Below are 25,231 nucleotides of genomic sequence, written 5' to 3' on the forward strand. Positions count from 1 at the left end.
CCCTTCGCTTGTTGGTAATGCTCTCCGATGTTTATTATAGCATAGTCACCTATATATTGTAAGTGGATAGTACCTACAACAATATAGCTATCAATAAATACAGTTTAACTACTCTTGTATATTTTAATCTCTGGTCATAGAAAAAACGTTAGTTGCCTATTCATAGATACAGTGAGATAAATGCGTTCAAAACTCTTCCATATATAATGCGAGACCCATCTTTATCATAAAGATGAGCCTCGCATTATATATGGCAATCTCATTCCTCCCGGCAAAGAAGGCCCTCACCGCAAGGCTATTCAGGCCAGGCCAAAGAGGCGGGCAAGCCAGAGGCGGAAACCGCGTAAGGGTGGCTTTTCTTCCCGGTCAGCTGCCATCTCAATCAGGCGTTGACGTCCGCGATCCTGACGCGCGCGCTCTGTTTCCGACGCTTCTTGAATCGCGTAGCGTTTGCTCTGTTCTTCAATGGCGGCGGCAAAGTGTTCGGGCAGGATCTTAAAGCGTTTAGGGACTGACTGCTCGGCTTCAACAGCTGTTCCATCTGTATTGGTGGCCGATGTGGTACCTGCTGAACTGCTGTCGCCCGTCTCGGTCACCTGCGTAATCTGGACCTGTCCCGGCAGTAAGCGTGGGGCGATCCATTCGCGTAAGGCTAGCAGAGCGGCGCGGCGGCAGATGGCTTCAATATCTGCTCCACTGCGTCCCGGTGTCAGTTTGGCTAATTCCTCGGCGGTGACTTCGGGGGCCAGTGGTCGGTCGTGAAGATGGACGGCAAAGATTTCTCGACGTCCATCTTCATCTGGATATTGCAGTTCGACGCTGAGATCAAAGCGGCCTGGACGCAATAAAGCGGGATCGATCATATCGAGACGGTTGGTGGCTGCCAGGACAATCACGCCCTCACGGCCTTCAATACCATCCATCTCGGTCAGCAATTGAGCAATCACGCGATCTCCCACATTGCCATCGTTGCCCTGTCCTCGGCGCGGGGCCAGGGCATCCAACTCATCGAAGAAGACAATACACGGTGCGGCCTGTTTGGCATGCCGGAAGATTTCTCGAATCCCTTTTTCTGATTCCCCTACCCATTTTGAGAGGAGCTCTGGTCCCTTAATGGAGATAAAGCTGGCTTCGCATTGATTGGCTAAAGCACGTGCGAGCAGGGTTTTACCTGATCCGGGAGGGCCGGAGAGAATGATGCCGCGTGGTGGTTCTACCCTGGCGTTAGAGTAGATCTCTGGATAGCGCAATGGCCATTCAACGCTCTCTGTGAGCAGGTTTTTCGTATATTCAAGCCCCCCGATATCATCCCATGAGGTATCGCTGACTTCAACGTAGACTTCGCGCGTCGTCGAGGGTTCAATTTCGCGTAAGGCGGCCTGGAAATCTGCCATGGTGATATTCAGGTTGACCAGCGTTTCATAGGGAATATAGCCGCGCTGATAGTCGATATGTGGGAGGACGCGCCGTAAAGCGATCATGGCGGCTTCACGGCACAGGGATTCCAGGTCCGCACCGACAAAGCCAGGCGTGAGTTGGGCCAGACGTTGAATATCCACATCGTTGGCGAGCGCGGCATCCCGGCTGTGAATCTGGAGGATCTCCATGCGTCCATGCGTATCGGGCACGCGCAGGCCAATTTCACGATCAAAGCGTCCTGGACGGCGTATGGCTGGATCAAGCGCGTTGGGCTGATTGGTGGCTCCGATAATGACAACCTGTCCACGGGACTCCATTCCATCCATCAGCGCGAGCAGTTGTCCTACGATGCGCCGCTCGACTTCACCGCCGGTCTCGGCTCGTTTGGGGGCCAGGGCGTCGATTTCGTCGATAAAGATCACGCTGGGGGCGCGCTTTTGAGCTTCCTGGAAGACCGAGCGTAACCGCGACTCGCTTTCACCATAGAATTTATTGATGATTTCAGGCCCGTTGATGATAAAAAAGGAAGCATTGGTCTCGGTGGCGACGATGCGAGCGATCAATGTTTTACCGGTTCCAGGAGGTCCATAGAGTAGGACACCTTTGGGCGGTTCAACTCCCAGGCGATCAAAGACGGCTGGATATTTGAGTGGCAGTTCAAGCATCTCGCGGATACGTTGAATTTCTTTGCCCAATCCGCCGACATCTTCATAGCCCACCCTGCGAGGTGCGCCATTATTGCTTGAACTGCGCGATTGTGAGCGTATAATCGTTCCGGGTTGTACCAGGACCGCTTCGACATCACCATTAGCGGTCGGCGAGATGGCAATTGGCAGTTCGCCGGTCTTCTGTCGGTTCTGCAAGGTATAAGCCGGTGTGGCGGGATTGGTCCCAATGATCAGGAATTCGCGTGGTGCGGCTCCGGGTGTACCGACGCGCAACAGATCACCTATTGTGACCGGAAGTCCAACCAGATAGCGGGCGATATATTGCAGGTCGCTCTCCTGAATCGGTGTGCCGCTACTGAGTGGGAGCAGGGTAACCTTCTCAGCCGTTTGGACATTGGCTTTGTGGACGGTAACATACTCTCCCAGTCCTGAGGCGCTATTCTGGCGCACCTGGCTATCCATCTGGATTGATTGCTGGTTGCGATCAACCAGGGCATTAGGAATGACCTTGGCGGCGGTGGTGCGTGCACCCTCGATCATGATGATATCGCCAGCCTGACATCCTAACTTCGCCATATCGTTGGGGTCCATACGGGCTACGCCGCGTCCAACCTGGAAGCCTTCTACCACAACCAGTTTCAGGTGGTCGGTTGTGGGCGTCGTTGTTTCAGTGATTGTATTTTGTGTGGTCGTCTCTGTATCCATATCATCGTCATCTGCTGTTAGTTTGGTTGTGATATGTTTGGATGCGCCTGTGGGCAGTTTATCAGTAATCTGCGCCGTGGTATTGGAGCTAGTATTAGTGCCTGGTAGATTGGATGGTACGCGTGGCTCCTCCATTATATCCCTCTCTTAACTCTACAAATATCTCTACACATCTGTAGAGGTCGCTTGTTACCATTATTTTGGATGCATAAGCATGTACGTAACAGGTATGAAGAAGGTTAGAGTAGAGATAGGCCCAAAGATCGTTTCTTGGATGGCAGATCCCACGGGATGCGCAACGAGGCTGCAGCAAGCAGGCTGTACGATATAAAGTTGAAGGACGAGAGGCTGATGCCACCACCTGTTGCAACTGAAGGAACTCAGGTAAGCCCTGAATACCCTGTGACTCATCAACGGGGCTGGTGAGCAGCACAATGTTGGCAGCTGGTGCGATTGCATGGGCCCACTCGACATCAAGTGTGGTTTCGAGCGCCCATGCATCATCGGCTGCGACACGATCATTAAAGGTATGCGTCCCTAATGGGGCGAGGATCTTGTTGGCGTCTATTTTATTTTTTTAATTAGTAATGTTTGTCAAGTCAAACATACGAAAGCACTACGCTTTTCACTGTTTTATAGGATTTTTACCTTATCATTGCTATTGACAAAAAAATTATTGTTCAGGTACAATTCATGCTGTGCTCTAGATATTCTGTTATATAGGAATATGCAATTTTTTATCCTTTTTGGCAGAGTGATAATTATTTCTGTTGAAGGTAGAAATACCACAAATGTATCCCTTAAAGGAATCGTCTCTATTTTTGGTGTATTCATCATTGTATTTCTATGCGTAAAGGATGAACGCTGAGCAGAAAGTCCAGAAGGTCAGCGGCAGCGTGACGCTCTTTGACCAGACGCGCACCTATGATGCAGTAGGCAATGTCAGTACGGTGAATACAACGCTGCCAACAGGCACCGATAATCAGATGTACTGCTATGATGAGCTGAATCGCACGACCTGGGCTGGTTCAACAGGCACCGCTCCCTGTGGGACGCTCACGGCAGGCACACTTACTGCCGCAAACTACCAACAGAGCTATGTCTTCGACACGCTCAATCGGCTCACCACTGGCCCGAGTGGGAGTGAGACCTATGGTGATCCGAATCACCTGAATGCCGTGACTAGCGCGCCAGGGTATACCGCGAGCTATGATCCAGCTGGCAATATGACCACGCGTAACGGCCAACCAATCGTGTATGATGCCTTGAGTCGTCAGACGAACTGGCAGAGCACGGCGACGAGTCCAACGCAAACCGCCACGTATGCCTATAATGGCGAAGGTGAGCGGGTCCAACAAGTGGTGGCCGATAGTGGTACCACGACCACCACCAACTATATCGGCCCGAACGAGGAGGTGAGCACCACCGGCTCGACCACAACAACGACCAAGTACTACAATGCTGGCGTGGCATCTGTAACCAATGTGAATGGGACGCTGTCCTATTTGGTCAGAGATTTCCTCGGCAGCACCACTATAGCATTGGATAATACTGGCAATGTCACCGCGACAACGTTGTATGCACCCTATGGAATGACGCGCTACAGCACGGGAACGATGCCAACGACGCGAAGCTACACGAGCATGGCAAGTGACCCCAGTGGGTTATTCTATGACCATGCGCGCTACTATGATGATGGGGTAGGCCAGTTCACATCGGCAGACACAGTGCAAGGGCCAAACCGCTATGGGTATGTTGCCGGAAATCCTGAAACATACACCGATCCGACGGGACACCTAACCTTTGCTGGGTCACATATCAATTGGGCGCGTCGGTGGCCACCCGATTGGGATGGCTGGATTAACATCAATTTCAACAATAATGACATTAATTTTTTATGGGATTTTATTTGGAGTTCGCCTGGTGTCATTCTTGGGTTGATCTGTTCAGCAGCTACTGTAGGATTTGGATCTTTCTTATGTGGTCTTCTTGGCGTCGCTGTGGGGCTGGTAGGTGTTTTGGTTGGACGTAACTACTCAGGTACCCTATAGAGTATTTTTGAGCTCAAAAGTGCTCACTATTGTCTCATCAATAGCTATTTAAAGGCCACTTTTGGACGTTTTATAAACTATTGTTAAGCTTATTGCTACTAGATGTAGTAACAAGAATCGCTAACGACACAAAATGTGGTCCTGAGTAGTTACGGTTGGACGAGCCATATGGAGTCACTTTTTTAGTGGCGTTACCGCTGGAGTTACAGTCCAAATCAGGGCCACCCACAGATGGGATTATTTCCCGATATACTGGTGGTGGGGCTGGGGATGGGGTTTTTGGGGATTGCACCGAAGTGGTGGTTTTTGGTCCTATGATCAGTATTTATCAGGCGGTTATTGGCGCTATAATGGGGTCTGAGCTTGCCCAAGGCTTTCGTTCTTCCCCCAACCTCTCGTAAATCAATGAAAGATGAAGCTGGCAGATTCCCTGCAAAGCCTGTTCTCCCCTTTCCTCATGGAAAAGAGGGAAGGGGTTGGGGATAGCCCTTACTTACACAAAAAAGCATGTTTACCTAATGCAGTGGTAGCTTTAAGGGGAGTACGTTAAGTTATTGCTACCACCAGCAAGAGTAAGGGGATGATACATGTTGTCATCCCTGCCTATCTGGAGAGGAATTATATGTCGTCGTCACGTTTATTTTGGATAAAACTCCTTCAATGGGGTGGCGCTCTCGTATTGGTATTTGTTCTAATTATACAGTTGGTATATCCATCCTCTTTCGGTATCCCTCCATCCTTGAGCCTTTGGAAGCTCGCTTTAAATAGTGTCGTGCTTATCGTCTGGATCGTTGCCTCCGGGTACTTTGGGAAGAAAATTTCATCTTCCCTTATTGCCTTCCGGCCCATCTCATCTTCCCCTATTGCCGCCCGACCCATGTCATTTTATCGGTTGTTGATAGTGAATATTACTGGATTCATTGGGCTGCTTCTTCTGATCATGATGGAGGTATTGACCGATGGTAAATCATTGGATGCTGCCGTACAGTTCGGAATTTTTATGGGCTTGTTATTCGGTATTGTACCAATTATCCAGACTTTTTTGTCCTGGTACCTTTATCGACGTCTCAAGTAACCAGCACCGATAGAGTTTTAGGCCATGCACGCTCTCTGTGCTCATGGAGCATAAAGAAGCGTTCACGCCTTTGTTCACGAAACCCTGGAAAAGAAGAAAAGCCCCATCACCTGCAACATATAATAAATAGTGTGCAGGTGCGTGAGTGCTGGCATTTAACGTCTGGCGTTCCAGAGGGTGGTGCGGGCGTCAGCACTGGAGGCATGACCTGCGTTGACGACGGTGCGCCGTAAGAAGTAGCCTCCCATCAGGACGAGCAGGGAGACAAGCAGTCCCATGCCGCCGCGTTTGGTCGGCTGTCCCTGACTGGTATGTTGTCGGGGTTGCTTTGATCCTGCGATGAGCATGAGCGTTTGGAGCAGCCAGGGAAGGATCAGGCCGCCACCAAACATCATGGTCCAGAAGGTCGGCCCCTGTTCTTTGGGTTCGCTGCCTACCAGCGCCTTTGCGGTGCGGCCCGCTGTGCGTAGATAGGTGAGCAGGCAAGTGATCTCAATCAACATATTGGCCCATTCGATCTTTTCCAGCTTATACAATGTCTTCGCAGGTGCTCCTATGATACGCAGGATGACCGAGATCAGGGCGGTGCTGGTCGAGAAGGCCGATGAGACAAACAGCGCTCCCAGCATCTTGCTGCGCGACCAGACGGGAATACTGGTCACTGTGAGCAGTACGCCAGTATAGCCTCCCAGAAAGACTCCGAAGATGCTGCCAGGTATGGCAAGTAGCTTCAATGGGATGCGTGAGAGCAAGCGTGTTCCCCACCATCTGCCCAATAGTCCATCGTGTGATGCCTGTACCATAGCGGTGATGCCGCTAAAGCCTGAGAAGGTTAACAATCCCCAGACGCCCATCGACATGGGTGACTTGAATTTAAAGACGCGCAACATGTTCAAGAATTTTTCGGGACGACCCAGATCTTTGATCAAGAGCGGTGGACAGGGGAGCAGGGCCAGCAGGGAGGCGTAGTAGCCCACCCGGGCGACGATGCGATCCTCTTTTTTGCCAAAGAGCGTGGCGATACTGGCTAAGACATAGCTGCCCGCCGCCAGTCCGCCCATAAAGAAGTACCAGATGATTTCCCAACTCCAGAGCGGCGCCTTGACAGCAGGATAATCAAAATAGGTCTTCTCTTTGAGCTCGCTGATGGAGTCAGGTGTATAGCCAGTGGTCAGGCTGGCGAGCCTCTCCAGCAACGTTGATTGATGTGGGATTGGCTCTATCGCTGATGTGTGACTATGTGTTTTATTGATGAACGCTTCATCGGTTGGCGCTCGTTCTGTTTTTTCATGCTGTGTATCTCGCATACATTTCCTCTCCCGCGCTATTCTTGTTTAAAGAAGAATGTCCCGATCAGACCCATCACGGCGGCGGTGACGATGACGCCGAGTGAAGTCGGCAAGACATGATTGCTGGGACGCGCTGGATTGCTGGGTAGGTTGTAGGTTTCTGGCTCATCGAGGAGCAGGAAGAATGAATTTAATCCCCCCTCCAGAATTTTATCATCCGCTCCATACAAGCGTGCATCCGTCAGACCGCGTTCCTGGAGAAATCCCAGCCGCTCTTGCGCATCTCTTTTGAGCTGTTCTACCTCGCCAAACTGGATCGAATCAGTGGGACAGGCTTTGGCGCAGGCTGGTTTCATCCCATCTTTCAAACGGTCATAGCAGAGGGTACATTTATGCGCCTGCCCATCGCCTTCAGAATCGCGGGCGATGACATCAAAGGGACAGGCCACTACGCAATAGCCGCAGCCATTACAGATATCCTGTTGCACGTAGACCGTATCGAATTCGGTATGGATGATGGCTCCTGTGGGACAGGCTTCCTGGCAGGGAGCATTGGCGCAGTGTTTGCAGACATCGCTACGCATCAGCCAGCGATCAGTGCTGAAGAATGGCAGGGCTGTACCGGTAGGTGTCCCGGCCAATTCCGGCAATGCTGAGAGATCCATGCCCATTTGGGGTACCGGTGTATCCATTTCGAATAGTGGTAGCTTCAGCACTTTCTCATCTGATGCGTTGACATGTGGGATACGGCGCTCGATCTGCTCGATAAACTGGACATGACGCCAGGTTGTAGCGCCCAGGCTTTGGGTATTATCATAGCTGGTTCCCGTCCACTCAGGTGTGGTGGCGGGCAACTGGTTCCATTGTTTACAGGCAATCTCGCAGGCTTTACAGCCGATGCAGAGACTGGTATCCGTGAAGAAGCCCATCTTTGGCTGCTCGGGGAGCGGTTTTTCCTTCTTGAAGGGAGCCAGCAGTTGTGTTAACTGCTGAACTCTCTCCGTGATGGGCGTCGCCGAGACTTGCCCATTATGATCTGACATTGTCAGTGTTCCTTCCTTCCTACGTTGTGCTCGCTTGAGGAAAGGCGCCCGGGGCGTATATCGCAGAGAAACGCCTTGGCTTCCTCGATACTGACATTCGGTTCAAGCACTGAATGCGTCAGGTCATTGGTGATGCTGCCTGTACTCTTGCCCTGGAAACCCCAGTGGAACGGCAGTCCGATCTGATGAACGATGCGTCCACGAATGCGTAGTGGGCGTAAGCGCCGTGTCACCATCGCACGCGCCTCGATCTCACCCCGAGGGGTTCGTAGTACCATCCATCCTTTATCCACAATATTGCGCTCTTGTGCGAGTTCGGGACTGATCTCAGCGAATAAGGATGGCTGGAGCGCGTTCAGCCAGGGCATCCAGCGTGTCATCGGTCCACTGACATGATGTTCGGTGAGCCGATAGGTGGTGATGACAAAAGGATAATTTGGATCTCCCAATTCGATTAAAACATTGTCTTTGCGGTCGCGATGATACTTGGCCGCTGGATTGCTTTGCTGTTTGTACAACGCGTTCTGAACCGGCGACTCGATGGCCTCGTAATGGGCCGGGAGTGGACCATCCTTGAGACCTGTTGGTGCATAGAGCCAGGCGCGTCCATCGGGCTTCATAAAGAAGGGATCGGTACCAGCAATTGCATCCATCCCGGTTGAGTCGGGGGCGGGCCGATAATCGGGAGCCTTATCCGGTGGAAAATCGGGAATATCGTTGCCGACCCATTTGTGCTGTTCAGCATCCCACCAGATGTGCTTTTTGCGTTCTGACCATGGCTTGCCAGCGGGATCTGCTGAGGCGCGATTATAGAGAATACGCCGGTTGGCGGGCCAGGCGAAGCCCCAATCCAGATTCATCTTGCCATCACTGATCCGCGACGCGGCCCGATTCCTGCCCGGTTCTGGATAGACACCACTATAGATCCAGGAGCCACAGGCGGTACTCCCATCGGTCTTTAGCGCGGTAAAGGTTGGTACATGTGGCGCGTTATGCAAGTCATACTGTGTCACCTGCCCATCTGAATTGGTTTGGGTCACATAGTAGCCATTCACCTCTTTCAGCACCAACTGGGCATCTGGCTCATCGGTGAGATGCGAGTCTGGTTGAGGCTCCTCCATCTCATAATCCCAGGTCAAATTGAGCAAGCCCTGGTCCCGGGGGGCGGTACTGTCAGCATAAAGCTTTTTGAGCCGCTTGCCAAGTTGATAGATCAGCCAGAGATCCGAGCGCGCATCCCCGGGAGGATCGATAGCTTTATCACGCCATTGCAGCAAGCGTTGGGTATTGGTAAAGGTACCCTCTTTCTCCGTTGAGGCCGCGGCTGGCATGAAGAAGACCTCGGTTTTAAGCGTTGCCGGATCTACCTTTTCCCCATTGGTCCCTTTATACCAGAAGGCCGCCGACTCAACCTCATAGAGATCCCCAACTACCATCCAATCGAGTTGAGCCAGGGCTTTGCGTTGCATTCGCGCATTGGTACTCCCCGCAGCAGGATTCTGGCCCAGCAGGAAGTAGCCTTTGACTTTGCCATCCAGCATGGCGTAACTGGTATTGATATGGGAATGATCACCGGTAATCTTAGGAATCCAGTGATAGCCCCAATCGTTGTCAGCGGTCGCAGCGTCTCCATACCAGGCTTTGAGTAGACTGATGATATAGGATGGCACATTGGACCACCAGCCGAGTTTTTGGCCGGTGACATCAATATATTCTTGCAGGGTTTGCTGTGTATTTTTATGTACATGCTTATCCTGCCGTGCGCCCCAGGTGGTTGAGGTTGGCTCATGCTGAGATTCAGGTTTTGTACTGAGCATTTCAGCGGGCTGGGGCATATAGCCCGCAAGCAGATCATAGAGCGTCGGCACATCGGTTGAACCCTGGATCGAGGCATGGCCGCGTAAGGCCAGCACGCCGCCGCCTGGCCGTCCCATATTGCCCAATAGGAGTTGCATAATCGAGCCTGCGCGAATGATCTGTACACCCTTGGATTGCTGTGTCCAACCTACGGCATAACACAGTGTACTCGTACGCTCGCGTCCCGAGTTCTCGACCAGCGCCTGGACGACCTGTAACCATTCTTCACGCGATACTCCGCACTCAGATTCTACCAGTTCTGGTGTATAGCGGGCGAAATGGCGTTTCATAATCTGCAACACACACTGTGGATTTTGCAGGGTCGGATCGGTTAAGGGCTTATCATACTCATCGCGTTGATAATCCCAACTTTCCTGATTCGAGTACGTCCCGCTTGCGGGATCGAAGCCAGAGAAGAGGCCATTCAGGTCCTCTGTATCCTGGAAATCCTCGCGGATTAGCATCGGCGCGTTGGTATAATTCACGACATAGTCATGGAAGTATACTTGATTTTCAAGCAGATAGTGAATAATCGCGCCCAGAAAGACGATATCTGAGCCTGCGCGTGTAGACACATAGAGATTCGACACTGCGGATGTGCGTGAGAAATGTGGATCGACATGGATGATCTTTGCTCCACGATCTTTTGCTTTCATCACATTCGCAAAGCCAACTGGATGGGCCTCCGCCATATTACTACCCATAATCAGGATGCAGTCGCTATTGACCAGATCCTGAGGAAAAGATGTGGCCCCGCCACGTCCTAGTGTTGTACCCAGACCGGGCACTGTAGAACTGTGTCATATCCGGGCCTGGTTCTCGATCGATACGATGCCTAAGCCAGCGTTAAAGAGCTTCTTGATCAGATAATTCTCTTCAATATCCAGTGTTGCGCCACCCAGCGAGGCAATGCCCTGGGTCTGATTGATCACACGACCATCGTCGAGGCGTTCGACAAAGGTCTCATCGCGTGTCTTTTTCACACGTTGCGCAATTTGATCCAGTGCCCATTCCGAGGATTTGACTTCCCAATGATCGCTATAAGGAGCGCGATAAAGCACCTGAGTCGTACGACTGGCATTAACTGTATACTGGAAGGTCGCTGATCCTTTTGGACAGAGCGTGCCATGGTTAATAAAGCTATCGGGATTGCCCTCGATATCAATAACCTTCCCATTCTTCACATAGACATTCAGCCCGCAGCCAACAGCGCAATAGGGGCAGACGCTATGGACTACCTTTGCATCGCGGATACGTGGAGCCTTCTCGCGACTCTCCTTACTGAATGGTTGAACGCGCGAACCAATCTCCATTAAATTTGAGAGCATTGGCAATGCGCGCACTGAGCGATTTGCTGGTTCATGCATAGCTAAAACCTCTTCGTACAGCTTTTATCTCAACAATAAGTTATGGCTTTTTCTCTTATACTATCTCTATATTGTACCATGTCGATGGGCAAGAAGATGCACGTATCCTCCAAACGAGCTATCAACCCACTCAAATTCGCATCCCACCATTTCTAACAGACTGACTCTATCCTGTTTGACAATCCAGGTTTTCATACCTCGATAGTAGTGTTTTATTATTCTATGTATACTAAAAAATAGCCTCCATCTTTTTACCTGCATTATAATGCTGAGTTTGTAAACTCAAAATCGGATGAACCACCGTGGCATACTACGTACCTTAGTACTAATCTCTAAGCCTTCTAAGCTTTCTAAGCATATACTTATCTTGCTAAACAAATTCTCATACGCTATACTAGCTTCAAGAGACAGAATGAGTAAGAAAAACACACTGCAATATGCATTGATATAAGTATGGTAGGTATGTCTTTTATGGCATACATAAGTTAGCTAGAAAATTATAGAAGGGTCTACTGTTATCGCATGGAAACGCCTCAAAAAGGAAACCGGGAAACACCAAACTCCGATACACAAAATTCAACTCCGAAAGTAACGAAAAAGCGCAGCTTTCTTGCGCGTTACAGTCTTCCTATTGCGCTCATTATAGTGGGAGTGCTGCTACTGGGAATCGTCGGAGCTCGTTGGGTTGCCCTTTCGCAGGGTGCCGCTGCCGTTCAGGAGCGGCCCATTAGTGATGTCCTCAATATGGCAGATCGTCACCAATTAAAATCAGCCATTCTCAATGGTAACGACGTCACTGCTACCAGCGGAAACGGTTTACAGTATCATGCCGTCAAGGAAGATGGGCAGTCGGTAACAGAAATATTTCGTCATGATGGCGTTCAGGTTGGCATTGATACCAATCAACCGGCTCAGTGGGTACAGGGTGGAGTCGGTTTAGTGCTGGTTCTCCTGGTGCTTGGTTTGTCTTTTGTATTTTTGCGCCGTAATGGCCTGGGGGGACAGGCGATGCCTTTTGCGCGTTCAAAGGCCAAACGTTTTTCTGAGTCCCGTCCTACCGTCCTCTTTAAGGATGTGGCTGGCGTGGAAGAGGCCAAGACTGAGCTAGAGGAAATTGTTGAATTTTTGAAGCGTCCCGAGCGCTTTACTTCGATGGGCGCGCGCACTCCGAAGGGTGTATTGCTGGTAGGCGCGCCTGGTACTGGTAAGACCTTGATTTCACGCGCTGTGGCCGGTGAGGCTGGCGTGGCATTCTATAGTGTGAGTGGCTCTGAATTTGTAGAGATGTTTGTCGGTATTGGTGCGGCCCGTGTGCGTGATCTGTTTAAAGAAGCCAAATCCCATGCCCCCTGCATCATCTTTATTGACGAGATCGATGCGGTTGGTCGTCAGCGTACCAATTCTGGCATGGGTGGTAACGATGAGCGTGAGCAGACCCTGAACCAGTTGCTGGTTGAGATGGATGGTTTTGATAAGAACTCGAATGTCGTGGTGATTGCTGCCACGAACCGTCCCGATGTCCTTGATCCAGCTCTGTTGCGTCCCGGTCGCTTCGATCGGCGCGTGATGCTGGACGCTCCCGATATTCGTGGGCGTCAGGCAATTTTGGAGGTCCATGCCGCTGACAAGCCGATGGCTGAAGGTATCACCATGGCGGATCTGGCTCGTCAAACGGCTGGCTTCTCGGGTGCGGATCTGGCAAATCTATTGAATGAGGCGGCCCTGCTGGCTGCTCGCAAAGGTTTCACTGAAATCGGCAAAGTCGAGTTAGAAGAGGCGATCCTGCGAGTGATGGCTGGTCCTGAGCGCAAGAGCCGTATTATGACCGATGCTGAAAAAGCTATCATTGCCTATCACGAGGTTGGACACGCGATTGTGATGCGTTCGGTACCTGGTGCTGATCCTGTGCATAAAGTATCGGCGATTGCGCGTGGTATGGCTCTGGGTATCACTGTTCAGGCCCCCGCTGAGGACCGCTATCTGCTCCGTCGTTCCGAATTGCTGGCCAAACTGGCTGGCGCAATGGGTGGCCGGGCGGCTGAAGAGATCACCTTTGGCGATGTAACGACCGGTGCCAGCCAGGATATCGAATATGTCACCAATATCGCACGCCGCATGGTCTGTGAGTTTGGTATGTCCCCACTTGGCAACATTGCTTTAAAGGCTGATGCAGAAGGCAATAGTTTCGTGGGTGCCGAACTGGCAGCTAAAATTGATAAAGAGGTCTCAATCCTGATCGATCAAGCCTACGAGAAAGCATTAACGGTACTGCGCGAAAAGCAGGATCGTTTGATCTTGATTGCTGAGCATCTGATCCAGGTTGAAACCATTGATGGAGCGGAATTAGATCGCATGTTGTTTGCCGCATGACCCGCACATTTATTGCCCTTAACATGAATAAAGCTATGCAGAGCCACCTGTCTGGAGTGATCCAGCAGGTGGCAACTGTTCTTCCTGAACTGCGCTGCGTAGATGCCAGCAATATTCATCTTACGCTGGCCTTCCTGGGCGAATTGGATGATGAGCAACTTGCCGCAGCCGCAGCAGCCACACAAGAAGCCGCCCAGCAAGCAACTTCTTTTACCTATCGCCTGACAGGCCTGGGGATTTTTGGTTCTCCGCGTCAACCCAGAGTACTCTGGATGGGATTGCAGGAGCCCACAGGATCGTTAACGCGTCTGCATGCCTCATTATCCCACAGCCTCATACAACGTGGCTTCTCAGTCGATTCACGGCCATTCTCGCCTCATCTCACGCTAGCACGGGGGAAAGCGCCCTTGAATCCTGAAGCGCAAAGCGCCCTGCAAAAGCTCCTTTCAGGCACCGCACCATCCAGACAAAGTTATCCCGCCACCTACCTTCACGTCATGAAAAGCCAGTTCACTCCCGCCGGAGTAAAATATAGCAGCCTGCACAGCTACCCATTAAAGCCACAATAATGGGAAAATATGAAGGAAAACGTAGGTGCGGCCCGACGTCGCAACGGAGGTCCGCTTTCTCCTTGCTCGTACGATAATCTTCCCAAAACAGATGTTGGGGATCGAAGTGCATGTTTATGTTTTCCATTAATGGGGAGGATTTTTGTTGAGGGATGTTATTCCTATTTGGAATTATATCCATCAAGTATACCATAAAGTTGTCTTTGGAATCAAGACTTGATAGGGCAAAAGTATGTGTTAATCATACATAGCTTTCCGTTTGCTTGTGTACGCTTTCTCCAGACATCGCTTCAGATGCCTTCTTGAGGGTTGACAAGCATTCCACAGGTGGTGTATCCTCGAAAACATCAAAGACATATTCCAGAATGATCTGGCAATGATGCCTGATGGTCTTTCTGCAATATCGTAAAAACACTTAAACTATTTGTTTTGTGCCTTGATGCACGGCAAAGATTATGACGGGAGTAAGAGCAATGATGGCGATGTCACGAGGAAAGGGAGCCGCAAAAAATAACGGCCAGGGTCCCTCTCGACATATGCCCTGCTCTATGCCCGCGCAGCCTATGTGCGCGTTCGCCGCTGCCGCAGGTGCAGTGATTCTCTTGATTAAAACCGACGTTGTAACGTCGGTTTCTTTGTTTGTGCTCATACACTTGTTGGTTCCCGTCTCCCTTATTGCCGGACTTGTGGTCCTTATTAGCCTCCTCCTTACGGGCCTTACCGGACTCGTTGGGCTAGAGAGTCTGGTAGGGCTAAACATTGAGCCAATCACAAGCAGTGCACAGGGAGATTAAGCGGGAGCAACGGAGCCACCCAATCCAAAGAAGGTATCCTTACGAGGACCTCCCAGCATGGGAGGTTCTCTTTTTTATGATCGAATGTTTTCAGGAGGAATTATGGCAATCGCTGCAAAGGATATTCAGCAAGCGGGCACGGCCAATCAGACCGGTCAGCAGAATGACGAAATTCGCGAATTAACAGGTACTGAAATCATGTGTGAAGTGCTTGTGCGTGAGGGTGTTGATGTATTGTACGGCTATCCCGGTGGCGCAATCATGCCATTCTATGATGCGCTGACATCCTATCCTGCCCTCCATCATGTTTTGACACGCCATGAGCAAGGGGCTTCGCATGCGGCTGATGGTTATGCCCGTGCCACTGGTAAAGTTGGCGTCTGCGTCGCTACGAGCGGCCCTGGCGCGACTAATCTGGTAACTGGTCTGGCAACTGCCTTCATGGATTCGGTTCCCGTCGTTGCGCTGACCGGTCAGGTGGCGCGCGCCTTTCTGGGTCGAGATGCTTTCCAGGAGACAGATATCCTGGGTGTGACCCAGCCGATTACCAAGCATAATTTTCTGGTGCGCAATATTGAAGAACTGGCTCCCATCATGCATGAGGCTTTCCGCATCGCACGCAGTGGCCGCCCGGGCCCGGTCCTGGTTGATGTGCCAAAGGATGTGCAGAATGCGAAGGCCGTCTATCGTGCTGACGACCATATTACCTCCGAGGAATATTTGGATAGCCTGGCTGCTCATACGCAGGCTCCAGCCCAGCATCTCTTGCTAGAGGCGGCAGAATTGATTGCGCAGGCGAAACGTCCCATTATTCTGGCCGGACATGGCATTATCCTCTCTAAAGCCTATGCTGAATTGAAGGCGTTCGCGGAGAAGACATCTATTCCCGTGATTACCACGCTGCTGGGATTAAGCGCGTTTGCGGATACGCATCCATTGCATATCGGTATGCCTGGGATGCATGGTCCAGCCCATACCAATCGTTCTATTGGCGAGGCTGATCTGCTGGTGGCGGTTGGCATGCGTTTTGATGATCGCGTAACCGGTGATGTCAAGCAGTTTGCCACCCGCGCCAAACTGATCCACATTGATATTGATGCCTCAGAGATACATAAGGTAAAGGCCGCGACGGTGCCGATTGTTTCCGATGCTCGCGTGGCCCTGACCGCTCTGACGGAAACTGTTCAGCCCGCTGATCGTAGTGCCTGGCTGCAAGAGATTCGCTCCTGGGAGGCTGCCAATGATGAGCGTGGCCGCCAGATTAAGCGCAATGATGATATTCCCGATCCCATCAGCATTTTGAGCGCTATTCATAAAGAAACCGACGGCGAGGCGATTGTGGTCTCTGATGTTGGTCAGCATCAAATGTGGACAGCCCGTTTCTATGAGTGGACACGCCTGAATAGCCATATCACCTCCGGTGGCCTGGGGACGATGGGCTTCGCGTTACCCGCCGCGCTCGGCGTCAAGATGGGTATGCCCGATGCTCCGGTATGGGCCGTGGCTGGTGATGGTGGTATTCAGATGAATATCCAGGAACTGGCAACCTTGCAGCAAGAGGGAGTGACGATCAAAGTCGCGATCATGAATAATGGCTATCTGGGTATGGTGCGCCAGTGGCAGCAATTCTTCCATTCCCGCAATTATTCCGAGACGCCGATGACTGGTCCCGATCATGTGAAACTGGCAGACGCGTACGGCCTTAAAGGTATCCGCGTGAAGAGACGCGAAGATGTAGAGAGCGCCGTTCGCGAGGCTATGGAAACCCCCGGCACAGTGATTGTGGAATTTATTATTGAGCCTGAAGCGAATGTTTACCCAATGGTTGCTCCGGGTAATGGCATTACTGACATGATTGAAGAGACAACGGTGCAGGAGAACGCTGAAAATGAGTAATTCTACTATCGCTACAACTATCCGCCCGCATCATACGAATGCACCGCAAGGTACAGAGAAATCCTATACATTAATCGTTAGGGTTGTTGATCGTCCGGGATCTGTGGATCGTGTGGTTGGCGTGTTGCGCCGCCGGCGCTCGCTCCTGCAATCCCTTACCCTGCTCCCTGACCAACAGTCGGGTGTTTTCCGTATCACGGCGCAGGTACAGGATGCCGAAGTGGTGATCGAGCATTTGATTGAGCAGCTTCGCAAAATTATAGATGTCACGGACGTGTATGATAGCGCTACACGCCCGAGCCTGACCCGTGAACTTGTATTGGTCCAGGTTGCCAGCAATGGCGAGACTGCCCGTTCCGCGGTGGCGGCCGGGCAGCAAGCCGGCGCAACAGTCGTTGCTACGACTGCTGAAGCAGTGACCTTTGAACTGGTTGGCTCTGCCGCGCAGGTTGAGCAACTGATTACAGCACTGCAACCTTACAGCATTCTTGAGATTGCGCGCTCAGGTGGTGTTGTTCTCTCAGGTAATGTGGTAGGTAAGTAGGTCTTATCGATCTTCAGAATGAAGATCATATTTGATACAGCAAGATAGAGGAGTAAAAGAGATGGCAAAAGTTTTATATGATGCCGATGCAAATTTAGCGCTTCTTCAGCAGAAGCGTATCGCGATCATTGGCTATGGCAGCCAGGGTCATGCGCATGCGTTGAACTTGAAGGATAGTGGCTGTGATGTGGTCGTTGGTCTACCAGCGGGCAGCAAGAGTCGCGCGAAGGCCGAAGCCAATGGCCTGCGTGTCCTCTCCGTTGCCGATGCCGCTCAGCAAGCTGACGTGATCATGATCCTGATTCCTGATGAACTGCATCGCGAAGTCTTCGAGAAAGATATTCGTCCAGGATTGGCTGCCGGTAAGTTGTTGATGGTGGCTCATGGCTTCAGCCTGCATTTCTCGCAGATTGTCCCGCCCGCCGATATCGACGTTGCCATGGTTGCGCCAAAGAGCCCTGGTCATATGGTGCGCCGGGTTTATGAAGAGGGCGCTGGCGTGCCTTCACTCTGGGCTGTCTTCCAGGATGCAACTGGCAATGCGCAGGCACTCACCCTGGCCTATGCTCGTGGTATCGGTTCAACCCGCGCCGGTGTCTTGCAGACCACCTTCAAAGAAGAGACTGAGACCGATCTGTTCGGCGAGCAGGCTGTCCTATGTGGCGGCGTCTCTGCTCTGATCCAATCCGGTTTTGAGACCCTGGTTGAGGCTGGCTATCAGCCCGAAGTTGCTTATTTCGAGTGCTTGCATGAAATGAAGTTGATTGTTGACCTGATGTATCAGGGCGGTATCAGCTATATGCGCTATTCGATCAGCAATACTGCCGAGTATGGTGATTATGTTACTGGTCCCCGCATCGTCACTGATGAAACACGTGCGGAAATGCGCCAGGTCCTCAAAGAAATCCAGAATGGCACTTTCGCGAGAAACTTCATTCTGGAGAATCAAGCTGGCCGTCCTGGCTTACAGGCTATGCGTCGTGCCGGTGCCGAGCATCAGATCGAGAAGGTCGGTCGCGAATTGCGTTCAATGATGCCCTGGCTGAAATCGGAGCAGGCTGAAAAGGCCGAATCCACCAAGTAACTACTGAAGGAAGATGAGACCTGCTGGCCTCATCTTCCCTGCGACACATCAAGGAGGGAACATAGCATGGGAGATCCAGCCGTAGTAAAGATTTTTGATACAACGTTGCGCGATGGTGAACAATCCCCGGGCGCGACTTTGACTACCAGTCAGAAACTCCAGGTTGCCGCTCAGCTTGAGCGTCTACAGGTTGATATTATTGAAGCCGGTTTCCCCGCCGCCTCGCCTGGCGATCTTGCGGCGGTCAAAGCAATTGCACAACAGGTTCACGGTGTTGCGGTCGCGGGCCTTGCGCGCGCCCATCGCAATGATATCGATGCCGTCTGGGAAGCTGTGCGCACTGCTGATCTTCCAGTTATTCATATCTTCCTTGCTACCTCCGATATTCACCTCCAACATAAGCTGCATTTGAGTCGCGAGGATGCGCTGCAGCGCGTACGGGATATGGTTTCTTATGCGCGCAGTCTCTGTCCGATGGTTGAGTTTTCCGCTGAGGATGCGACCCGCAGTGATCGCGATTATTTGTGTCGCGTGCTGGAGTGTGCTATTCAGGCGGGTGCAACCACGATCAATGTGCCGGATACGGTTGGCTATACCTTTCCGCATGAATATGAATCCCTGTTCCGCATGTTGCGTGAGCGTGTACCAGGGATGGATCAGGTGACGTTGAGTGCTCATTGTCATGATGATCTGGGGATGGCAACGGCCAATACCCTGGCTGCGATTCGAGGCGGTGCGCGTCAGGTTGAGGTTACTATCAATGGATTGGGTGAGCGGGCTGGCAATACCCCTCTTGAAGAGGTGGTGATGGCTTTGCGGACTCGCCCTGACATGTTTGCTCATGTGGATACACGTATTAATGCTCAGGAATTGCTGGCAACCAGTCAAATGGTGAGTCAACTCACAGGTATTATTGTGCAGCCGAATAAGGCGATTGTTGGGAGTAATGCCTTTGCGCACGAATCTGGCATTCACCAGGATGGGATGCTCAAGCATCGCATGACCTATGAGATTATGACACCGCAATCGGTGGGTTGGACTGATACTAATCTGGTTCTGGGCAAGCACTCAGGACGCCATGGTTTGGATGCTCGTTTGCGTCATCTGGGGCATCAATTGACTGCTGAGCAACTTCAGTCTGCCTATAGTCGTTTCATTTCGCTTGCCGATCAGAAAAAAGCGATTACCGATGCCGATCTCATCTATATTATTGAGAGCGGCGAAGAAACTCCTGCTGCCATTTAATGGTAGCAAGCCGCAGGTCGCGACTATCCTCTTTTTACAGCTTTTCTTTTTCACAGCAGAGAGAACAGGTGAAAAAGAAAAGCTGTTCCTGGAAAGCAATCCGTGCGCAAAAGTACCTACTGTTGCGTAGGGGATATGGTGACTTCAACTCTTGTTGGGTTTTTCTGCTTTCTGTTATGATTATGAAAATATGTTTAATTGGTTTTGCCAATAGTGCTGCATGATCCTACTGTTCTATCACCATGCGTTTCTGTGCTCAGTACTACCGATGACTTTTGGTAGTGATGTTCGCCTGACGACTGCATCTAATGATAAAATGGATGGATCAAGAAAGGATGAACATGCACTCTTCATCAGAAAGGCAGGTAGCCGGCGATGGCACTGGTATTACCTGTTTCAGTAATAGTCTTAACTCCAGCAACGTCCGCTAATTTAGGACCGGGCTTTGATAGTCTGGGTCTGGCGTTACAACTCCACAATCGTTTTGAGGTGGAGGAGTGGGGAGATGATCCAGAGCATCCGCTCATTGAAGTGCTTGGCGCACTGGGAGCGGGACTCACTACCGAGCCTGATAATATGTTTTTCCAGGCTTTTGCGCTCGTGTTTCAACGCTTGCAGCTACCGGTTCCCGCTGTACGTATTCGTATGACAATCAATATTCCTCATGGTTGTGGCCTTGGTAGTAGCGCTACGGCAGTGGTGGGTGGTTTGATGGCGGCCAATGAATGGGTGCGCCCTCTGGGTCTGGCGGTAGCAAAAGAGGATCTCCTGGGTCTGGCGGTAGAGGCAGAGGCTGGTAACCATCCAGATAATGTGGCTCCTGCTCTCCTGGGTGGACTGGTGGCGACGACTAGCCGTGATGGTGAATTTCAAGCAATTAAAACCAAATTCCCTGATGACCTGCGGGCGGTGATATTCACGCCCTCTTTCCCTATGGATACTGTCGCTGGTCGTAAGCTCTTGCCTGCAAGTTATTCGAAGGCGGATGTGACCTTTAATACTGGAGGGGTCGCGCTGCTCTTAACGGCGTTACAAACGGGTCGGTATGAGCTGATTGGCGAGGCTATGCAGGATCGTTTGCATCAGCCTTATCGTCAGGTACTTTTCCCCGCGATGCCTGATATTATCAACGCTGCTGTTGGTGCTGGGGCGCATGGCGCTTGCCTTTCTGGGGGCGGTTCATCTCTTATCGCATTTGCCAGTTCTCATTTCCATGATGTGTTGCACGCGATGCAAAATGCCGCGCGCGACGCCGGGATCAGTGGAACGGGCAGACTTTTACGTGCGGATCAGAATGGGGCACGGGTAGTGAAAACTTCTCGGAGCCGCATACGAAAGGAAGTCAGTGCGCGCTATGGCGATCAATTCTACTGGTCTCCGGCCAGACCGGGAAGCGGACGATAATCTTCATTCGTCGCTCCCAACTCCTGCGTCCGACGTGGTTGAAGCTCTTGCTTCAGCCTCGCTGCGTTGTGTAGAGTGTGCAACCCTTTATCCAGCGCTTGAGGTGGGTCAACCACCGCGCTATCGCTGCGATTGTGGGGGGGTATTGGATGTCGAAATGGATTTTCATCTGCCACAGCAGGGAAATCCGGTGAAGCCAAATCCAGCGGCCCTGCGTTATGGTTTGGGGCCAGAGGTGGATGGAGGCACTCCTACTGCTGGCTCTCCCTGGCGACAAGTTTTTGATGAGCGAGCCGCTAATCCTCCCATCTGGTCAATTAGTTCTGATAAGATGCTGCTCGATAATAGTGGCGTCTGGCGCTACCGCGAGTTGATTTTACCCGCGCCTGAACGCTTTGTGGTGACGCGTCCAGAAGGCAATACAGGCCTGTATCCAGTGGGTATCGAGAATACCGCCTCTGGTCGTGCGGGCCATCGCCAGATTGGGGCATATGCTGGTCTGGAGCGTTTTTTCCTTAAGCATGAGGGGGAAAATCCCACAGGTAGCTTTAAAGATCGCGGTATGACGGTTGGTGTGACGATGGCGAATATGCTGGGGGCAAAGGCGGTCGCCTGTGCCTCAACTGGCAATACTTCAGCCTCGTTAGCTTCCTATGCTGCGCAGGCCGGTTTAGAAGGTATTGTCTTCTTGCCTGCGGGTAATGTCTCGGCCGGTAAATTAGCGCAGTCATTAGCCTATGGTGCCAGAACGGTTCAGATCGATGGGGATTTTGACGATGCGATGCGTCTGGTCGAACAGGTCTGTAATGAACTTGGCATTTATCTGCTCAACTCGCTCAATCCTTTCCGGGTCGAAGGACAGAAGGCGATTGGCTTTGAGATCTTGCAGCAATTAGATTGGCAGGCTCCCGATTGGCTCGTCTTGCCAGCCGGAAATCTGGGCAATACCTCGGCCATCGGCAAAGCTTTCCGTCAGGCATATAATCTGTCATTGATCAGTCATATGCCAAGGATCGCCTCGATTCAGGCCGCCGGTGCCAATCCTTTTTACAAGAGCTTCAAGCAAGGATTCGCGCAGCGCGAGTCTGTGCAGGCAGACACAGTCGCCACCGCCATTCGCATTGGCAATCCTGTCAGTTATACGCGTGCCCGCCGTGTGATTGAAGAATCGGATGGCATTGTCGAGCAGGTGACTGATGAGGAAATTCTGGCCGCCAAAGCGGTGATTGATCGCGCTGGCATCGGGTGTGAACCTGCATCCGCTACGACTCTGGCAGGCGTCCGTAAATTGGTAGCACAGGGTATTATTAAACGTGACGAGCAAGTCGTCGGCATCTTAACTGGCAATCTGCTCAAAGATAGTAAAACAGGCATCCCTCAAACCGTCGCTGGAGGATCTGTTAAAGCTACCATCGAGGCTGTCAGGAGTGTGCTGTTGTAATGAACGTTGACACGCAAAAGAATTTTGTAGCTACAGCCCCTCATCAGGAACAGTCTGGCCGCTTTTCATCTCTGCTAAGGATGTTGCTCAATTCCTGGGAGATATATGCCATTCTCCTGATTGCTGCTTTCTTACGTTTGTATCGTATTAGCACGACCGAGTTCGATGCTGATCAAGCAAACATCTTTGCTATGGCTTACAATGCTGTAAGTCATGGCCATCTGGTCGCAACCAGTAATATTGCCTCGATTGGTATTATCAATCCACCTGCTATCATTTATGCCTTAATGATCCCTGCCGCTTTTAGCGCGAATCCCATTGGGGGAGCTATTCTAACCGCTCTACTGGCTATTGCTGCGATTCTCTTAACCTATATTATGACGCGTCGCTATTATGGGCGTCTGGCAGGCACCCTGACCGCACTCTTGTATACTTTCGCGTCTGTGCCGATCTTTTATGCGCGCTTTATGTGGAATCAGAACATGTTATTGTTCTTTGTGCCACTGCTTTTCTGGTTCCTCTATCGAGGAGTTGTTGCGCGTCGTTCAAACTGGCTCTTTCCGTCAGTGATTCTGCTTGCGTTGTTGTTACAATTCCATGCCTCCAGTATCGTGCTGGCTGCCTCGATTATCGTTGCATGGTTGTTGGCGCCGCGAAAAACCTGGCACTGGTACGATATTGTACTCAGCCTGGTTGGCATTCTTGTGCTCTATTCTTCCTATATCCTGTGGCTCTTCCATTCGCATTTTCAGGATATTCATATATTGTTATCCACTTCATCGCATAAAGTACTTATCGACGCACAGGCTCTCTTTTTCTATCTCCAATTACTGGGTCCCTTCTCAAGTCCACCTGCGTATAATCCTCATGCCATCCTGTATCCTTACTGGTCGGCTTTTACCTGGATTGAACCTGTTATGACGCTACTCCTGGTAGGGGGCATCCTGTTGATGATGTTTCGTATCATCTGGTCACCAGTTGCTATAAGGACACAGCATACGCGTCGCACGGTAGTGGGGAGTTTGCTCCGCTGGTGGTCAGAGCTACGCGCCTCACCTGAGCGTTGCGGCTATTGTATCCTTCTTTCCTGGCAAATTATTCCCTTGCTGTACTTGACGCGTCATAATATTGTATTGCATGAGCACTACTTTATCATGTTTATGCCGGGACCTTTTATGCTCGTAGGCATTTTTGTGGCTAAAATAGTGGATTGGACGCGCAGGCAGGGTCGGATTTCTGGCAAAGCCGTTCTCCGTTGGGGGGTACTGGCACTCTCGCTTGTGCTAATTCTGGCTCAGGGAGTGACCGGGTGGGGATATGTATTTGATCTTACGCATGGCAATTTTGACGATGCCTATAATGTTGGAAGTTATTATAACGATCTGGCGACCTTGCAACAAACGTTGACACAGGCAGAGCAACTGGCGCAACAGCACCATTTCAACCATATCTATGTCAGTGCTGACCTTGCAACCTTTGATATGTACCAGTATCTGGTCGGACACACAAAAATTTCTACCAGTGTCTTTGCTGACTCTTGCATGGTATTGCCAGGAGTCGAGTCCGGTGGGGCGATTCTCTTAGCAACTCCCCATAATCACTGGACTACTCTCGCCGTTCATCTGGATCAAGCCACTCAGCTTGCTACCCTTCCACATCCAGGTGGGCCTTCCTTCTCTTTTTACGCCCTTCACCCTCTGGTTGCGACCCAGAACGCCAGCGATAACTACAACCAGGAAGTCAAGTTTATGGGCGTTCAGTCCCTTCCTAATGGTTCACAATCTACCGCTGTAACCCGCTGGCAAATGTTACGCTCAGCTCAGCCTGGTTATCATACCGTTTATAACTATGTGTTTAAGCGTTCCACGCAGGGCACTAACACAGCGCTAGCCCGGCGGCAATGTAGCTTTGACTCTTTGCGTGCTGGTGATCAAATTCTTGCCCCCCTGGGAAATATAACTGGCATGGCTTCAATCTTACAGGTGAGTAATTATACTACCCTGCCTGTAACGATGAACCGTACCATTTTAGGAATGTTCCCGCTGCAAATTGATACCTATAAGCAGTATGATACAGTGAATAATGTGCTGAAAGATACAAAGGGAGCCAATCATATCCCTCTGACGCCATCCAGGCCAAAAGTTAGCCCTCAAAGGGGCTGAAATAAGTTTCTTGTTTGATGGACACATCTCTCTTTTTGTGGTCACAGGGCTTTTCGGTGTACCCGAAAGTCCCGAAAGAATAAAAAGGAAGCCAGATCTTGCTAGAATAGGAAAATCATAACACCCCTATGAAAGCGAGAAATGGCTTGGATGTACCTTAACATATTCGATGGATCAGAGCAAGAGAACCAGGCATCCCTGGCGAGAGATGCTGCATCATTGTATCGGGCATTTGAACAGGTGAAAGA

Annotated in this window: 15 protein-coding genes; 11 read left to right on the forward strand and 4 right to left on the reverse strand. The window is 51.2% G+C overall.

The genetic code is table 11. The features are described 5' to 3' along the window. Window positions 1–299 precede the first annotated feature (299 nt). Entirely contained in the window at window positions 300–2,927 is a 2,628-nt protein-coding gene (locus F1593_RS10920) for a CDC48 family AAA ATPase (RefSeq protein ID WP_235932551.1), read from the reverse strand. A gap of 722 nt (window positions 2,928–3,649) precedes the next feature. Here F1593_RS10920 and F1593_RS10925 point away from each other — a divergent pair. Together F1593_RS10925 and F1593_RS10930 are read left to right on the forward strand one after the other, a co-directional pair. Then, entirely contained in the window at window positions 3,650–4,843 is a 1,194-nt protein-coding gene (locus tag F1593_RS10925; protein WP_149401597.1) for an RHS repeat-associated core domain-containing protein, read from the forward strand. A 622-nt stretch (window positions 4,844–5,465) separates the two neighbouring features. Beyond that, window positions 5,466–5,918, forward strand: a complete 453-nt coding sequence (locus tag F1593_RS10930) for a hypothetical protein (RefSeq protein WP_149401598.1) — start codon at window positions 5,466–5,468, stop codon at window positions 5,916–5,918. Between the two features lie 155 nt (window positions 5,919–6,073). On the opposite strand, the gene nrfD is transcribed toward F1593_RS10930, so the two are convergent. The 3 genes from nrfD to fdnG are packed head-to-tail and all read right to left on the reverse strand — an operon-like array spanning window position 6,074 to window position 11,435. Next, on the reverse strand, window positions 6,074–7,225 hold the full coding sequence (gene nrfD, locus F1593_RS10935) for an NrfD/PsrC family molybdoenzyme membrane anchor subunit (RefSeq protein WP_149401599.1): 1,152 nt from the start codon (window positions 7,223–7,225) through the stop codon (window positions 6,074–6,076). Between the two features lie 17 nt (window positions 7,226–7,242). Beyond that, the gene (locus F1593_RS10940) at window positions 7,243–8,250 is read right to left on the reverse strand and encodes a 4Fe-4S dicluster domain-containing protein (protein ID WP_149401600.1); all 1,008 of its coding nucleotides are present in this window, start codon (window positions 8,248–8,250) and stop codon (window positions 7,243–7,245) included. Between the two features lie 2 nt (window positions 8,251–8,252). After that, complete coding sequence (fdnG, locus tag F1593_RS10945) at window positions 8,253–11,435, reverse strand: formate dehydrogenase-N subunit alpha (RefSeq protein ID WP_308482853.1); 3,183 nt, start codon at window positions 11,433–11,435, stop codon at window positions 8,253–8,255. A gap of 561 nt (window positions 11,436–11,996) precedes the next feature. On the opposite strand from fdnG, the gene ftsH reads away from it, so the two are divergent. From ftsH to F1593_RS10995, 9 genes are all read left to right on the forward strand, one after another. Then, complete coding sequence (gene ftsH / locus F1593_RS10955) at window positions 11,997–13,844, forward strand: ATP-dependent zinc metalloprotease FtsH (protein WP_149401603.1); 1,848 nt, start codon at window positions 11,997–11,999, stop codon at window positions 13,842–13,844. Next, entirely contained in the window at window positions 13,841–14,413 is a 573-nt protein-coding gene (gene thpR / locus F1593_RS10960) for an RNA 2',3'-cyclic phosphodiesterase (RefSeq protein WP_149401604.1), read from the forward strand. Before ftsH ends, thpR begins: the two co-directional genes overlap by 4 nt. 896 nt (window positions 14,414–15,309) lie before the next feature. Beyond that, window positions 15,310–17,103, forward strand: a complete 1,794-nt coding sequence (ilvB, locus tag F1593_RS10965) for a biosynthetic-type acetolactate synthase large subunit (protein WP_149401605.1) — start codon at window positions 15,310–15,312, stop codon at window positions 17,101–17,103. Next, the gene (gene ilvN, locus F1593_RS10970; RefSeq protein ID WP_149401606.1) at window positions 17,096–17,647 is read left to right on the forward strand and encodes an acetolactate synthase small subunit; all 552 of its coding nucleotides are present in this window, start codon (window positions 17,096–17,098) and stop codon (window positions 17,645–17,647) included. Before ilvB ends, ilvN begins: the two co-directional genes overlap by 8 nt. A 61-nt stretch (window positions 17,648–17,708) precedes the next feature. Beyond that, the gene (gene ilvC / locus F1593_RS10975) at window positions 17,709–18,731 is read left to right on the forward strand and encodes a ketol-acid reductoisomerase (protein WP_149401607.1); all 1,023 of its coding nucleotides are present in this window, start codon (window positions 17,709–17,711) and stop codon (window positions 18,729–18,731) included. Between the two features lie 66 nt (window positions 18,732–18,797). Next, window positions 18,798–19,976, forward strand: coding sequence for a 2-isopropylmalate synthase (locus F1593_RS10980; RefSeq protein WP_149401608.1), 1,179 nt, complete (start codon window positions 18,798–18,800; stop codon window positions 19,974–19,976). Window positions 19,977–20,351: 375 nt separating this feature from the next. Then, window positions 20,352–21,380, forward strand: a complete 1,029-nt coding sequence (gene thrB / locus F1593_RS10985; protein ID WP_149401609.1) for a homoserine kinase — start codon at window positions 20,352–20,354, stop codon at window positions 21,378–21,380. Then, the gene (gene thrC / locus F1593_RS10990; protein WP_216368841.1) at window positions 21,331–22,821 is read left to right on the forward strand and encodes a threonine synthase; all 1,491 of its coding nucleotides are present in this window, start codon (window positions 21,331–21,333) and stop codon (window positions 22,819–22,821) included. The genes thrB and thrC overlap by 50 nt, the downstream gene beginning before the upstream one ends. Then, on the forward strand, window positions 22,821–24,983 hold the full coding sequence (locus tag F1593_RS10995) for an ArnT family glycosyltransferase (protein ID WP_149401610.1): 2,163 nt from the start codon (window positions 22,821–22,823) through the stop codon (window positions 24,981–24,983). Before thrC ends, F1593_RS10995 begins: the two co-directional genes overlap by 1 nt. Window positions 24,984–25,231 lie beyond the last annotated feature (248 nt).

The organism is Dictyobacter arantiisoli, from assembly GCF_008326305.1.
Lineage (GTDB): Bacteria > Chloroflexota > Ktedonobacteria > Ktedonobacterales > Ktedonobacteraceae > Dictyobacter > Dictyobacter arantiisoli.

Excerpts from the sequence above, each read along its gene's own strand:
- F1593_RS10920 (WP_235932551.1), bottom strand. The coding sequence starts at position 2,927 with ATGGAGGAGCCACGCGTACCATCCAATCTACCAGGCACTAATACTAGC.
- F1593_RS10925 (WP_149401597.1), top strand. The coding sequence starts at position 3,650 with ATGAACGCTGAGCAGAAAGTCCAGAAGGTCAGCGGCAGCGTGACGCTC.
- F1593_RS10930 (WP_149401598.1), top strand. The coding sequence starts at position 5,466 with ATGTCGTCGTCACGTTTATTTTGGATAAAACTCCTTCAATGGGGTGGC.
- nrfD (WP_149401599.1), bottom strand. The coding sequence starts at position 7,225 with ATGCGAGATACACAGCATGAAAAAACAGAACGAGCGCCAACCGATGAA.
- F1593_RS10940 (WP_149401600.1), bottom strand. The coding sequence starts at position 8,250 with ATGTCAGATCATAATGGGCAAGTCTCGGCGACGCCCATCACGGAGAGA.
- ftsH (WP_149401603.1), top strand. The coding sequence starts at position 11,997 with ATGGAAACGCCTCAAAAAGGAAACCGGGAAACACCAAACTCCGATACA.
- thpR (WP_149401604.1), top strand. The coding sequence starts at position 13,841 with ATGACCCGCACATTTATTGCCCTTAACATGAATAAAGCTATGCAGAGC.
- ilvB (WP_149401605.1), top strand. The coding sequence starts at position 15,310 with ATGGCAATCGCTGCAAAGGATATTCAGCAAGCGGGCACGGCCAATCAG.
- ilvN (WP_149401606.1), top strand. The coding sequence starts at position 17,096 with ATGAGTAATTCTACTATCGCTACAACTATCCGCCCGCATCATACGAAT.
- ilvC (WP_149401607.1), top strand. The coding sequence starts at position 17,709 with ATGGCAAAAGTTTTATATGATGCCGATGCAAATTTAGCGCTTCTTCAG.
- F1593_RS10980 (WP_149401608.1), top strand. The coding sequence starts at position 18,798 with ATGGGAGATCCAGCCGTAGTAAAGATTTTTGATACAACGTTGCGCGAT.
- thrB (WP_149401609.1), top strand. The coding sequence starts at position 20,352 with ATGGCACTGGTATTACCTGTTTCAGTAATAGTCTTAACTCCAGCAACG.
- thrC (WP_216368841.1), top strand. The coding sequence starts at position 21,331 with ATGGCGATCAATTCTACTGGTCTCCGGCCAGACCGGGAAGCGGACGAT.
- F1593_RS10995 (WP_149401610.1), top strand. The coding sequence starts at position 22,821 with ATGAACGTTGACACGCAAAAGAATTTTGTAGCTACAGCCCCTCATCAG.